Genomic DNA, 13537 nt, shown 5'->3' on the forward strand with positions numbered 1-13537 from the left:
GGCCCTGCGCGCGGGACGTTTCGGATGAACGGACTTTCAGCCGCGCCGGGTCGGGCTGAGGCCCAGGGGACGGCCCACCAGGCCGCGGGAACGGCCCGCCAGCGTCTCGGCGATGGCGCGCAGCTCCTTGGCGGCAGTGGCGTCCGGGTCCGACAGCACCAGCGGCTTGCCCTGGTCGCCGCCTTCGCGCAGCCGGGTGTCCAGCGGCACCTGACCCAGCAGCGGCACCTTGACCCCCAGGGTGCGGGTCAGCGCGTCGGCCACCTGCTGGCCGCCGCCGGAACCGAAGATCTCGTTGCGCTCACCGCAGTGCGCGCACTCCAGATACGACATGTTCTCGATCACCCCGGCGACCCGCTGGTGGGTCTGCGCGGCGATCGCCCCGGCCCGCTCGGCCACCTCGGCGGCGGCCTGCTGCGGCGTGGTCACCACCAGGATCTCCGCGGCCGGCAGCAGCTGGGCCACCGAGATGGCGATGTCGCCGGTGCCCGGCGGCAGGTCCATCAGCAGGATGTCCAGGTCGCCCCAGTAGACGTCGGCCAGGAACTGCTGCAGCGCCCGGTGCAGCATCGGGCCGCGCCAGACCACCGGCTGGTTGCCGGCGGTGAACATGCCGACCGAGATGACCTTTATCTCGTGCGCCGACGGCGGGATGATCATGTCGTCGACCTTGGTGGGGCGGCCGTCGACGCCCAGCATCCGCGGCACCGAGTGGCCGTAGATGTCGGCGTCCACCACGCCCACCTTGCGGCCCATCGAGGCCAGCGCCGCCGCCAGATTGACCGTCACCGAGGACTTGCCGACCCCGCCCTTGCCGCTGGCCACCGCGTACACCTTGGTCAGCGACTGGGGCTTGGCGAACGGGATCTCCTTGACGGTCTCGCCCGGGCGCAGCTTCTCGCGCAGCGCACGGCGCTGCTCATCGCTCATCACATCCAGCTCGACCTGGACGGACTTCACGCCGGGCAGCTTGGCGACCGCCTCGGTGGTGTCCTTGGTGATCCGCTCGCGCATCGGACAGCCCGCCACGGTCAGGTACACCGCGACGCGCACCGTTCCGTCCGGCGCCACGTCGACGCTCTTGACCATGTCGAGTTCGGTGATGGGCTTGCGGATCTCAGGGTCGATCACCGTGGCCAGCGCCTTGGTCACCTGATCGACCGTCACAGGGGAGGACATGGCATCCATGGTATGAACTCCCCGGAGTCGTCCGCCAATCAGCCTCGATGACCATGGTCACTCCGCACGGCCGGCCTCGAGCTCACAGGCCGTGCGGGGCGTAGCCGCTCTCCGGCGGCACCCGGCGGCCCTCCCGGTGCCCGTTGTGCCGCAGATCCAGCTCCTTGAGCATCTGGTGCAGCTCTGAACGCAGGAAGTCGCGGGTGGCGACCTCGCCCATCGCCATGCGCAGCGCGGCGATCTCCCGGGTGAGGTACTCGGTGTCGGCCGCGGCGCGCTCGCCCCGCGCCCGGTCCTGCTCGTACTGGACGCGGTCGCGGTCGTCCTGGCGGTTCTGCGCCAGCAGGATCAGCGGCGCGGCATAGGAGGCCTGCAGCGACAGCATCAGCGTCAAGAAGATGAACGGGTACTCGTCGAACCGCAGCGACGGCGGGGCCAGCACGTTCCAGCCGATCCACACGCTCACGAACGCCGTCATGTAGACCAGGAAGCGGGCGGTGCCCAAGAACCGGGCGATCCGCTCCGACAGCCGGCCGAAGGACTCCGGGTCATAGTGCGGGCGGGGCAGCAGCGTGCGTCGCTGCTCCAGCGGCTGGTCGAGGCGCTGCCTGCTCATCGGGTCTCCTGCCTGTCTTCGTGCGGCATCCCGTCCTGGGCGGGCCGGCGCAGGGCCTCCTCTTCGGGGTCGGTGGGCTCGTCGGCGGCGGTCTCCAGCACCCTCTCCCGCCAGTCCTCGGGCAGCAGGTGGTCCAGCACGTCGTCGACGCTGACCGTGCCGAGCAGATGCCCGTCCTCGTCCACCACGGGGGCGGCGACCAGGTTGTAGGTGGCCAGGAAGGCGGCCACCGCCTCCAGCGACAGCGTCGGCCGCAGCGGCGCCAGCTCGGTGTCCACCAGCCCGCTGACCAGGAAGGAGGGGGGTTCGCGCAGCAGCCGCTGAAAGTGCACGGTGCCCAGGTAACGGCCGGTGGGGGTGGCGGTGGGCGGCCGGCACACATACACCTGGGCGGCCAGCGCGGGGTCCAGCTCGGGGTTGCGGATGAGCGCCAGGGCCTCGGCCACGGTGGCGTCCGGCGGCAGGATCACCGGGTCGGTGGTCATCAGCCCGCCGGCGGTGTGCTCAGGGTAGGTCAGCAGCCGCCGCACTGGCGCCGCCTCCTCCGGCTCCATCAAGGTCAGCAGCCGTTCGCGCTGTTCGGCCGGCATCTCCCCGAGCAGGTCGGCGGCGTCGTCGGGGTTCATGGCGTCCAGCACGTCGGCGGCCCGCTCCAGCCCCAGCTTGCCGAGGATCTCGATCTGCTCGTCCTCGGGCAGCTCCCCCAGCACGTCGGCCAGCCGTTCATCGTCCAGCGCCGCGGCCACCTCATCGCGCCGCTTGGTGGGCAGCTCGTGGATCAGGTTGGCCAGGTCGGCGGGCTTGAGCTGCTCGAACGCGGCGAGCAGCCCGGCGGCGCCCTGCCCGTGCTCCACCGCCGACAGCCCGGTGATCGCCTCCCAGTCCACCACCAGCAGCTCGCCGCGGCGCCGCCGCAGCCCCCGGCCGCCGCCGCGCCGCACCGCGACCTTCGACAGCAGCCAGTCCCGGGCCCGGGTCGGCTCCATCGCCACGTCCACCACCGACACCGTCTCACCGGTGTCGGCCAGCTGGACGGTGCGGTCCAGCATCTCGGCGATCACCAGGGTCTCCGAGGCGCGCTGCTGGAAGCGGCGCATGTTGAGCCGCCCGTCGAAGACGATCTGGTCGGCCTCCACGGTGGTCACCCGGGTGATCGGCAGGAACACCGGGCGGCGCGGCTGCACCTCCACCACCAGCCCGAGCACCCGCGGCGGCCGGCGCCCGAGCCGCAGCGCCACCACCACGTCCCGGACCCGGCCCACCTGGTCACCGGCCGGGTCGAACACGGCGATCCCGGCGAGCCGGGCGATGAACACCCGCGTCGGAGCGCTCAAGGCTCCTCCTTCCCCTTGCCGGGAGCAGACCCTGCCCTACGCGATCGCCGATTTCCGCACAGAGACTACCCAGGGCCGCACCGGTAATCCGTAGCCAAGGTCACGCCCGCAGGGCCCGTCCCGTCGCCGGGGACGGGGCTTCAGCGGTCGGCGGGCCGGCCCTTGGCGCCGCGCAGGCGGGGCGGCGGGCCCGCCGTGGCGGCCGGGGTGGGCACCGGGCGCACGGCGGCATAGCCGTCGTCGTAGCGGCCGGGTGCCTCCGGCACCTCACCGGTGGGGGTGAGCCGGACGATGTAGGACTCGGCCGCCCACCGTTCCAGCAGTCCTTCGTGGGCGGGGGCGTTGAGCCGCTCCTTGGCCAGCAGCGGCGCCACCTCCTCCCACCGGGCGCCGCCCGGCTCGAGCTGCTCGCAGGCCGCCACCCACGACAGCAGCCGTCCGCCGGAGTCCTTGCTGCGCACCGTCACCAGCACCCGGTCGGCCTCGGGCAGGCCGGGCAGGGGCTGCTCGCCCTCGCCGCCGGTGAGGATGTAGGCGGCGCCGTCGTGCCAGACGTGCCAGGCCGCGCGGGGCTGGGGCAGGCCGGGAAGCGTCAGCCACACCAGCGCGGACTTCTTCATCGCCTCTTCGATGAGCGCGGCCGTCGTATCGCCCATGCGCCGCACCCTACCCGGGTATCGGGGGAGGCCCCGGGTTTCGAAGAGCCGTCGGAGGGCTTCTTGTGGGCGCTGGATAGCATCCGGGCATGCGTTCGCGTCGATCCACTCTTGCGGTTCCCGGCAGCAACCCCCGTTTCATCGAAAAGGCCCAGGGCCTGCCCGCCGACGAGATCTTCCTGGACCTGGAGGACGCGGTCGCCCCGTCCGCCAAGGAAGAGGCCCGCAAGAACGTGGTCGCCGCGCTCAACGAGGGCGACTGGGACGGCAAGATCCGGGTGGTGCGGATCAACGACCTGCGCACGCACTGGGCCTACCGGGACGTGATCGAGGTGGTGGAGGGCGCCGGCGCAAAGCTGGACTGCCTGATGCTGCCCAAGGTCCAAGAACCCGACGACGTGCGCTGGCTGGACCGGCTGCTCACCCAGATCGAGACCGCCATGGGCTACCCGGTCGGCCGGATCGGCATCGAGGCGCAGATCGAGGACGCCCGCGGCATGACCAACATCGACGCCATCGCCGCCTCCTCGCCCCGGCTGGAGACGCTGATCTTCGGCCCCGGCGACTTCATGGCCTCCATCAACATGAAGACCCTGGTGGTGGGGGAGCAGCCGCCCGGCTACACCGAGGGCGACGCCTACCACTACATCCTCATGCGCATCCTGCTGGCCGCCCGCGCCCACGACCTGCAGGCCATCGACGGGCCTTACTTCAACGTCCGTGACGTGGAGTCCTTCAAGCGGGTGGCGCGGCGTTCGGCGGCGCTGGGCTTCGACGGCAAGTGGGTGCTGCACCCGTCCCAGATCGAGGCGGCCAACGAGGTGTTCTCCCCCACCCAGGAGGACTACGATCACGCCGAGCTGATCCTGGACGCCTACGAGTACTACACCACCGTGGAGGGACGCGGCGCGGCCATGCTCGGCGACGAGATGATCGACGAGGCGTCCCGCAAGATGGCCCTGGTGATCGCCGCCAAGGGACGGGCGGCCGGGCTGAGGCGCACCAAGTTCTTCCAGCCTCCCGCGGACTGACCGGAACGGGGCGCGCTCGCCGTTCGTCCTCCAAAGAGTTACGACCGCAGACGGGGGAGCGAGTGGTGGACGAAGTGGACACCGGCGGCTGGGCGCCGCCCGACCCGGCGCTGACGGGCGGTCCGGGGGAGCCATCCGGTGAAGCCTCGCCCGCGCACGGCCGGCCCGACCCGGCCCGGCCGCCGGGGGCCGCCGTCCCGCCCCACGGGGCCTGGCCTGCGGCCCAGGGCGCCGCTGCAGACGAGCAGCCGCCATATGGGCCCGTTCCGTATGGCCCCGCCCCGTATGCGGCGCCGTACGGGCGGCCGCCGGCCCCGCAGCCGTGGATCGTGGAGGCACCCGAGGGGACCCCCTACCACCAGATGGCCCGCACCGCGGTGCAGCGCTGGTGGCGGCCGGTGGCGGGCACCGCGGCGATCGCGCTGACGGGAATGGCCGCGCTGATGGCCGTCACGTTCGCGTGGCTGATCGCCGTGGCGGCGGGCACCGGCACCCCCTTGATGGAGGTCATCGGCCGGATCGGCGGCCCGGATGACCCCATGCTGGGCAGCCTCAACGCCGAACTGGCCTTCACCTTGCTCAGCGTGGCGGTCTTCCTGCCGTTCATCCTGCTGGCCGCCCCGGTGTTCCAGCGCCGCCGCCCCGGCACCCTGTCCTCGGTGGCCGGCCGGCTGCGCCTGCGGTGGATGGCGGTGTGCGCCGGGCTGGCGGTGCTGACCGGCGTGGTGGGGGTGGTCTTCTCCTGGGCGGCGGGCGTCATGGTGGACGACCCCGTCACCGAGGGGGGCGCCTGGGTCGGCTGGTCGTCCTTCCTGCCGACGCTGCTGATCGTGGTGCTGCTGGTGCCGTTCCAGTCGGCCGCCGAGGAGTACTTCTTCCGCGGCTGGCTGCTGCAGGCCATCGGAAGCTGCACGCTGCAGGACCGCACCGCTCCTCTGGCCCGCAAACTGAGCGTGGTGTTCCGCACGCCCTGGCCGGCGATCTGCGCCGGCGGGCTGGCCTTCGCGGCCGGGCACGGCTACACCGGCTGGGGAGTGGTGGACATCTTCGGCTTCGCGGTCATCGCCGGCTGGGTGACGGTGCGCACCGGCGGGCTGGAGGCGGCCATCGCCGTCCACGTCGTCAACAACGTGGGGGCCTTCCTGATCCCGGCGGCGGTGGGGCGGCTCAGCCTGGAGCAGGGCGCGGTGCCCCTGCCGTATGTGGTGGCGGACCTGCTGCCGCTGCTGCTGTACGCCGCCTGTGTCGACAGGCTGGCCCGGCGGCGCCGCGTGCAGACCGTCACCGCCGCGAGCGGCTGAGGGCCGGTCAGGGCTCCAGCAGGCCCCACTCGGTGAGGAGCTCCACCAGCCCCGACGTGGTGGGCAGGGCGCGCAGCTCCGCGGCGGTGACCCAGCGGGCGTCGGCCGCGTCGTCGCCTGCGCGCAGCGTCCCGCCCACCACCTCCACCAGGTAGTCGTGGATCTCGTAGATCACCTCGCCCGGCCCCGGCCGGAGCACCGTCCCGACCGGCGGGCCGACGCGGGCCTGCAGGCCGGTCTCCTCCCGCAGCTCCCGCGCCACCGCGGCGGCGTCGGACTCGCCGGGCTCCACCCGTCCGCCCGGCAGCGACCACAGCCCCTCACCCGGCGGCTTGCCGCGGCGGATCGCCAGCAGCCGGCCGGTCTCGTCCCGGGCGATCGCCCCCACGCAACGCACCGTCCTCACCCCGCTATTGAATCTTGTTCGGGACGGGGTGCCCAGCCGGGGACGTCCGCTTTCCGCGCCCGGCGAGGTTCATCGTCCTCTCAGCGGCGGTTATAGCCGACGCCAAGAGCCTTGACTGACCTGCACGGGCGGACGAACGTGGGTTGTCGTGAGGGCCGACCCCACCTGTCCGCGGTGCGGCGGGTCGTTGCGCCCGCCGGGGATCTGGTCGAGCGACTGGATCTGCGCCGCGCACGGCGCCGTGCTGCCCAGGCAGCCCGCTCGGCGGCCGTCCCGCGAAGGACTGACCGTCGCCCTGCGCGATGCCCGGGTGCCGCTGTGGACGCCCTGGCCGCTGCCGGTGGGCTGGCTGGTCACCGGTTTCCTGGACGTGGGGGATGAGCGCAGCGGAGCGCGCGCCCTGGCGACGGCCCTGTCCGGGCCGGGCCTGCTGCAGGGCCCGGCGGACATGCTGGTGATCGCCGAGGAGCCCGGGGTGGGCCTGGGCGCCCACTTCGCCGGGCTGGACGGCTTCGACGGCGGGGGAGCCGGCGACGACACCCCGCCGCACGCCAAGATCGGGATCCGCACCTCGGGCGAGCGTCCCCACCAGGTGCCGCTGTGGGTCATCGACGGCGCCCCCGACCGGGCGGTCTACATCGGTGAGGCCATGGGGAATTGGCTGTGGATCGTGCTGTGGCCGGCCGAGACCGGGGTGCTGGTCCTGGAGGAGCTGCAACTGCTCGACCTGCGCGAACCCGGCATGGACCTCGACCTGCCCTATGGCGCCTTCTGCCCCCGGCTGCGGCAGTAGGGGTTTTCGGAGCGGCCGGGGGTCTTGCGTGAGGGGATAAGGTCTGACCCGTGGAAGCGCGCATCGAACGAGTGACGTCGAAGGGCAAGTGCACCGTCGACGACGTCGAGTACAAGGTCGAGAGCAACACCTACATCGTCGGCGACGACGAAGAGGTCATCGTCATCGACCCGGCGCACGACGCCGAGGCCATCCTCAAGAAGGTCGGCGACCGCGAGGTCATGGCGGTCATCTGCACCGATGGCCTGGACGCGCACCTGAACTGCGTGCTGGAGGTGGCCGCGGCCGGCGATGACGACCCCGACAACTGGGCCCCCATCGCCCTGCACCGCGGCGACCGGATCCTGTGGCGGGACTACTTCGCCCAGCTGGCCAAGGACGAGGAAGACGAAGAGGACGCCAAGGCGCTGCGGTCGCTGGAGCCGGACATCTGGCTGGAGGACGGCGGCACCTTCGAGATCGCCGGGGTCCAGCTGGATGTGATCCACACCCCGGGGCACACCCCCGGCAGCGTGGTCATCTACTGCGAGCAGCTGGGCGTGCTGTTCTCCGGCGACACGCTGCACCGCGGCCGGCCCGGCTCGGTCGGCGGGGTCTTCACCGACCTGCGCCGCCAGCTCAACTCGCTGGGCTCGCTGCTGACCCCGCTGCCCAAGGACACCAGGGTGCTGCCCGGCCAGGGCAAGGAGACCACCGTGGGCGATGAGGAGATCCGCTGGGAGAGCTGGGGCGCCCTCGCCCAGGAGAGCGACGGCTGAGTGGCCGAGCAGCTCGGCCTGGAGGGCATGCCGCAGCGGCTGTACCCGTGCACGCCGTCGCGGCTGAACACCTGGCTGGAATGCCCCCGGCGCTACCGGATGACCTATCTGGACCGTCCCGCACCGCCCAAGGGGCCGCCGTGGGCGCACAACAGCCTGGGCCTGAGCGTGCACAACGCGCTGGCCTCCTGGTGGCGGCTGCCGCTTCCGGAGCGCACCCCCGAGGCGGCCGGGACGCTGCTGCTGCGCGGCTGGATCGCCGAGGGCTTCCGGGACGCCGCGCAGTCGGCCGCCTGGCGGGAACGCGCCCGCCGGTGGGTCGAGCGGTACACCGGCGGCCTGGACCCCGTCGCCGAGCCGGTGGGCGTGGAACGCACGGTGGCCGTCAAGACCCTTCGCATCGCGCTGCAGGGCCGCATCGACCGGCTGGACGATCGGGACGGGCAGCTGGTGGTGGTCGACTACAAGACCGGGCGGCGCGAGCCCACCGCCGACGACGCCCGCACCTCCCTGGCCCTGGGCGGCTACGCGGTCGCCGCCGCCCATGTGCTGCGCCGCCCCTGCCGCCGGGTCGAGCTGCACCACCTGCCCTCCGGCACGGTCGCCGCCTGGGAGCACACCGCCGAGTCGCTGCAGCGCCACATCGACCGCGCCGAGCAGATCGCCGCCGAGGCGTCCGCGGCCGATGAGGCCTACCGGACCGGCCCGGCGCCCGCCGCCTCCGTCCGCTTCGACCTTGCCGACGAGCAGGCCCAGCGCGCCTACCACGAGCCCTTCGATGAGGTCTTCCCGCCGCGCACCGGCCCGCTGTGCGCCTGGTGCGACTTCAACCGGGTCTGCCCCGAGGGGCGCCGGACGGCCCCGGCCAAGGACCCCTGGGCCGCCGTGACCGCCGCAGAGGACGAGGAGGGTCCGGCTTCTCCGGCGGATTCGGCGTGATCGTCCCGTTCCGAACGGCCGGGCGGCGAGAGAGGGGACGCCACCGGAGGCACTGCCGCCCGGCCGTTCGGCGGAAGCCGGCCCGCCGTGGAGGAGAGAGGGGTCAGGCGCTCACGGGGGCGCCCCGGCGGGACGGCCAGCGGCGGGGATCGCGCAGACCGAACAGGCCCTTGCTCATGTCGTAGCCTTCGGCGGCCAGGCTCTGGCGGGCCCGCTCCAGCATCTGCCGGGTGTCCTTGTGGAACGAGAAGTCGTGCAGCCGCTCCGGCAGAGTGTTCATCGCCAGCCGGAACGAGCGCAGCGCGGCGGTCACCGTGGACTGGGGGACCTCCGGCAGCAGCCCGTACATCTCCCGCGCCCAGTCCGGCAGGGTGTAGTAGCACAGCATGCCGAACGGCAGGTAGGCGGGCTTGCCGGGGGACAGGAAGCGCATGTTGCCCGGCAGCTTGGGCCACAGCAGGAACTTCACCGTCTCGCGGGCCTCGTCGGTGACGCGCAGCTGCGGGCGCACCCGGGCGAAGTAGTCCTCCATCTCCTCGACGCTGCCGGGCACGTCCTCGGCCTTGAGCCCGACGTAGACGGCGCTCTTGCGCTGCTCGCGCAGGTACTGGTCGGCCATGGCGTCGGTGAGGGGGAGCCCGGCGCGGCGCGCGACCACCAGGTAGGAGTACACCTCGGCGCAGTGCACCCACAGCAGCAGGTCGGGCGCGTCCAGCCGCTCGGTCTCGCCGGTGTCGGGGTTGACGAAGCGCAGCTTGGCGTGGATCTTGCGCACCCGGGCGGCCAGCCGGTCCATCTCCTCCGGCGACCCGAAGGTGGAGGTGCCCACGAAGTGGGCGGTGCGCTGGAGCCGCCCGATGGGGTCGTTCTGGAAGACGGAGTTCTGCCACACCCCCCACATGGCCCTGGGGTGCAACGCCTGCAGCATGAGGCTGCGCACGCCGCCGACCCACATGGACCGGTCGAGGTGGACGCGCCAGGTCGCGCTCTCCGGGGGCTGAACCGTCACCGCCATGGAGGACCTCCGGGGGGGGGACGCGGGTGGTACAGGTGCGGCAAGTATACATGAAGCATTTTTTGTCTCATGTCGCGTGGGTCACAGGCGCCGGAGGGGATCACCGGCCCCGCCCAGGTCCTGCGTCCCGTTCACCGCTGCCTCCATGCCGCGGGCCGTCATCCTGATGGGAACGTCCATCTGACCGGGAAATCCTGAGAAAAGGAAGAGATCTCCGGAGGCTGAAAACACGTTCCCTGTTACGAGGAGGACGGTTCAAACGCATCGCGAACCGGTTCCTCGCTATTGGCGAGGAACTGAAATCGGGAAACAAGGCGGTCAGATCGCAGGCAAGCCGGCGCCGGTTGTGTTCCCGCCCTCAATGGAAGCCCGATGCGCTCTCATCGGCGGCCATCGAGCACCGGACTTTTTCAGCACATGGCCCAAGGCGCCGCGAACGGGGCTCCGATGGCGCTCGGTACTGCGACGTCCCGTTTCGGACTATGAAGACAACGTGCAGAAAGAAGGCCCACTGCAAGCGGGCCGCTTCAGCGGAGGCTCACACCGAACCGTGAAGACGCCGCCCGCGACGCTCCGTACCGCGACCGGACGAGCGGCTCAGCGGGTCAGGCGGCGGCACTCACCCTGGCGCCAGAAGTCGGCCAAGGTGCTGGCGGTGGTCTCCGGGGCCTCCACGGCGGGGGAGTGCGCCGCGCCCGGGATCACCACCTTCTCGGCGCTCAGCCGCTCGGCCATCGCCGCCTGGATCTGCGGCGACCAGGCGTTGTCGTCCTCGCCGTAGAGCACCAGCACCGGCAGGTCGATGTCGGCGGACAGCTTGGCCAGCTCCTCCACCCGGTCCGGGCACACCAAAAGCTCCTGGGCCATGCTCAGCAGGCCGGTCACGTTGTTGCGCAGCATCCGCGTGCGCAGAAAGTCCACGATGTGCGGCGGGACGCCGTTGCGCAGGGCGTCCGGCTCCATGTGGTCATGCCACACCCGCTCCAGGCCGATGCGCGGCAGCTCCGCCACCAGCGCGGCGGCGTCCTTGGCCCGCGGCCCGGTGATGGCGCCCGGCCCGGAGCTCATCAGCGTGTAGGTCAGCGGACGGGCGCCCGCGCCGAGAATGGCCTCCCGGGTCACCAGCCCGCCGAAGGAGTGCCCCACCAGGTGGGCCGGCTCGGGACCCAGCGCCTCCAGCAGAGCCGCCACGTCCAGGCCCAGCGCGGCACAGGTGTAGGCGGCCGGATCATCGGGGCCCGCGGTCTCGTACTGCCCGCGCATGTCGATCGCCACCACCCGCCGGCCGGCCCGCGCCAGCGTCGGCAGCACGGCGATGAAGTCCTCCTTGCTGCCGGTGAACCCGGGGACCAGCAGCGCCGGCGGGCGTTCGGGCACACCGGAGCCGGGCAGCGCCTCCAGCGCGGCGAACGTCCCGCGCGAGGTGGAGATCTCGGTCCGGCGGACACCGGGGGGCAGGGTCAGAAACCGGGGGGTACTCAAGCCGACTCGTCCTCTGCCGGGTAGCTGGGCACGTCATGGAACCGGGGCATGCTCACAGGCCGCCAGCATACCGAGACCGCGGGCCGGTGGCCCGGATGCGGCATGCGCGCACCGAAGGCCCGCCCGCGGCGCACCGCGCGGCCCGGCGATGCCGCCCGACCGGCATCGATCGGGCGCGGACGCACCGGCCGTCGCCGCCGTCCCCTGGGCGGCCGTGCCGGTCACCGGCCGCCCGCGGCGGGCCGGGGCCGCGGGGACCGGCCGCCCGAGGGGGTCAGCCGGTCCGGTCGCCGGTGGGGCGCCCGCCCCGAGTGCGCCGCCGGGAACGGCTGCGGGGGCGTTGCGGGGCCTCCACGACCGGGTCGAAGCCGCTCCCGCTCGGCGGCGGCAGGAAGGTCACCAGCGGCACCCCGGTGACCGCATCGGTCGGCGGCACGATCGGCTCGGGCGCCGGGACGAAGGCGGTCCGCTCCGGCTCGGGCTCGTGGCCGGCCTGCCCGGCGGCGGGCTCGTCCACCGCCTCGGGGACCTGCTCGTCCCGCTCCTCCTGCAGGGGGCGGTCCGGCTGGTCGGCGGGCTCGATCGGCTTGCCGCCGCGGGTGCGCACCCGCCGGCGGCTGCGCTTGCGGGTCCTGGTCCGCTCGCGGGAGCGGCTCTTGCCGGTCTCGCCGATGTCCTCCAGCTCCTCGGCCTCCAGCCCCGCGCGGCCGCGCCGCTCCTTGGGCAGCGTGCCGGTCGCCTCCCGCGGGATGTCCAGCGCCTCATAGAGGTGGTCGGAGGTGGAGTAGGTCTCCGGGGGCTCGCCGAACGGCAGCTGCAGCGCGTTGTTGATCAGCTTCCAGCGCGGCAGGTCGCTCCAGTCCACCAGCGTGACCGCGGTGCCCTCCCGGCCCGCCCGGCCGGTGCGGCCGATGCGGTGCACATGGGTCTCCGCCGAGTCCGGGCACTCGTAGTTGATCACGTGGGTGACGTCCTCGACGTCCAGCCCGCGGGCGGCCACGTCGGTGGCCACCAGCACATCGACCTTGCCGGAGCGGAAGGCCCGCAGCGCCCGCTCCCGCTGGCCCTGGCCCAGGTCGCCGTGCACCGCGGCGGCGGCGAACCCGCGGCGGGTCAGATCGGCCGCGATGCGGTCGCAGGCCCGCTTGGTCTGGCAGAACACCATGGTCAGCCCGCGCCCATTGGCCTGCAGCAGCCGGGCCAGCACCTCCGGCTTGTCCATCGGGTGGGTCTGGAAGACGTGCTGGGTGACCTGCGGGGTGGCCTCGGACTCGGTGTGCACCTCGGCCCGCACGTTGGTGGGCCGGTTCAGGTAGCGCCGCGACAGCGCCACGATCTCGCCGGGCATGGTGGCCGAGAACAGCATGGTCTGCCGCTCGGCGGGGACCAGCTCGATGATCCGCTCGATGTCGGGCAGGAAGCCCAGGTCGAGCATGCGGTCGGCCTCGTCCAGCACCAGCATCTGGATCTGCGACAGGTCCAGGTGCCCCTGGCGGGCCAGGTCCAGCAGCCGGCCCGGGGTGCCGACCACCACGTCCACGCCGTCGCGCAGCGCCTGGATCTGCGGCTCGTAGGCCCGGCCTCCGTACACCGCCACCACCCGGGTGCCCAGCTTGCCGCCGGCCACCAGCAGGTCGTCGGTGACCTGGGAGGCCAGCTCGCGGGTGGGGGCCAGCACCAGCCCGCGCGGGGCCTTGCCGCCGTGCTCGATGCGCTGCAGCAGCGGAATTCCGAAGGCGAGGGTCTTGCCGGTGCCGGTACGTGCCTGGCCGATGATGTCGTACCCGCGAAGCCCTATGGGCAGGGCCATCTCTTGGATGGGGAACGCGTCGACGATGCCCTCGGACTCCAGGGCGTCGGCTATCTCGGAACACACTCCGAGTTCACGGAAAGTAGTCAGGGCTTTCAGCCTCCGTTGTGCGGGGTCCTCACTTCCGGGTCCGCGCTTGGGTTCGCGCCGAACGGGCGCCACCCCCTCGCGTTCGCCGCAGGGGCCACGGAGCCGTCGAACGTTGCCGGCAGGGCCG

General features: G+C 72.6%; 13 protein-coding genes. 5 read left to right on the forward strand and 8 right to left on the reverse strand.

From position 1 onward, the window contains the following. Positions 1-36 precede the first annotated feature (36 nt). From TCUR_RS05855 to TCUR_RS05870, 4 genes are all read right to left on the reverse strand, one after another. Positions 37-1188, reverse strand: a complete 1152-nt coding sequence (locus TCUR_RS05855) for an Mrp/NBP35 family ATP-binding protein (RefSeq protein WP_012851555.1) — start codon at positions 1186-1188, stop codon at positions 37-39. A 73-nt stretch (positions 1189-1261) separates the two neighbouring features. Further along, entirely contained in the window at positions 1262-1795 is a 534-nt protein-coding gene (locus TCUR_RS05860; RefSeq protein WP_012851556.1) for a DUF1003 domain-containing protein, read from the reverse strand. Beyond that, complete coding sequence (locus TCUR_RS05865; protein ID WP_012851557.1) at positions 1792-3129, reverse strand: magnesium transporter MgtE N-terminal domain-containing protein; 1338 nt, start codon at positions 3127-3129, stop codon at positions 1792-1794. Before TCUR_RS05865 ends, TCUR_RS05860 begins: the two co-directional genes overlap by 4 nt. Positions 3130-3269: 140 nt before the next feature. Continuing rightward, on the reverse strand, positions 3270-3785 hold the full coding sequence (locus tag TCUR_RS05870) for a hypothetical protein (protein ID WP_012851558.1): 516 nt from the start codon (positions 3783-3785) through the stop codon (positions 3270-3272). 89 nt (positions 3786-3874) lie between these two features. Between TCUR_RS05870 and TCUR_RS05875 the strand changes: the two genes are divergently transcribed. Next, positions 3875-4816, forward strand: a complete 942-nt coding sequence (locus TCUR_RS05875) for an HpcH/HpaI aldolase/citrate lyase family protein (protein ID WP_012851559.1) — start codon at positions 3875-3877, stop codon at positions 4814-4816. A 65-nt stretch (positions 4817-4881) separates the two neighbouring features. Next, on the forward strand, positions 4882-6117 hold the full coding sequence (locus TCUR_RS05880; RefSeq protein WP_012851560.1) for a CPBP family intramembrane glutamic endopeptidase: 1236 nt from the start codon (positions 4882-4884) through the stop codon (positions 6115-6117). A gap of 7 nt (positions 6118-6124) precedes the next feature. Here TCUR_RS05880 and TCUR_RS05885 read toward each other — a convergent pair whose 3' ends face one another. Further along, positions 6125-6523 carry an NUDIX hydrolase gene (locus TCUR_RS05885; RefSeq protein ID WP_148232938.1) on the reverse strand — a complete coding sequence of 133 codons (399 nt, stop codon included), beginning with the start codon at positions 6521-6523 and terminating at the stop codon, positions 6125-6127. 148 nt (positions 6524-6671) lie between these two features. Between TCUR_RS05885 and TCUR_RS05890 the strand changes: the two genes are divergently transcribed. The 3 genes from TCUR_RS05890 to TCUR_RS05900 are packed head-to-tail and all read left to right on the forward strand — an operon-like array spanning position 6672 to position 9013. Beyond that, positions 6672-7316 (forward strand): DUF6758 family protein, encoded by a 645-nt coding sequence (locus TCUR_RS05890; RefSeq protein WP_012851562.1) that lies wholly within the window; start codon positions 6672-6674, stop codon positions 7314-7316. 50 nt (positions 7317-7366) lie between these two features. Beyond that, positions 7367-8074, forward strand: a complete 708-nt coding sequence (locus TCUR_RS05895; protein ID WP_012851563.1) for an MBL fold metallo-hydrolase — start codon at positions 7367-7369, stop codon at positions 8072-8074. Beyond that, complete coding sequence (locus TCUR_RS05900) at positions 8075-9013, forward strand: RecB family exonuclease (protein WP_012851564.1); 939 nt, start codon at positions 8075-8077, stop codon at positions 9011-9013. It begins immediately after the preceding gene. Positions 9014-9116: 103 nt separating this feature from the next. Here the strand turns inward: TCUR_RS05900 and TCUR_RS05905 are convergent, their stop codons facing one another. The 3 genes from TCUR_RS05905 to TCUR_RS05915 form a co-directional block, all read right to left on the reverse strand. Then, complete coding sequence (locus tag TCUR_RS05905; RefSeq protein ID WP_012851565.1) at positions 9117-10028, reverse strand: oxygenase MpaB family protein; 912 nt, start codon at positions 10026-10028, stop codon at positions 9117-9119. 597 nt (positions 10029-10625) lie between these two features. Continuing rightward, positions 10626-11510, reverse strand: coding sequence for an alpha/beta fold hydrolase (locus tag TCUR_RS05910; protein WP_012851566.1), 885 nt, complete (start codon positions 11508-11510; stop codon positions 10626-10628). A 274-nt stretch (positions 11511-11784) separates the two neighbouring features. After that, complete coding sequence (locus TCUR_RS05915) at positions 11785-13386, reverse strand: DEAD/DEAH box helicase (protein WP_245536993.1); 1602 nt, start codon at positions 13384-13386, stop codon at positions 11785-11787. Positions 13387-13537 lie beyond the last annotated feature (151 nt).

The organism is Thermomonospora curvata DSM 43183 (genome assembly GCF_000024385.1).
In the GTDB taxonomy this organism is placed as follows: Bacteria; Actinomycetota; Actinomycetes; order Streptosporangiales; family Streptosporangiaceae; genus Thermomonospora; species Thermomonospora curvata.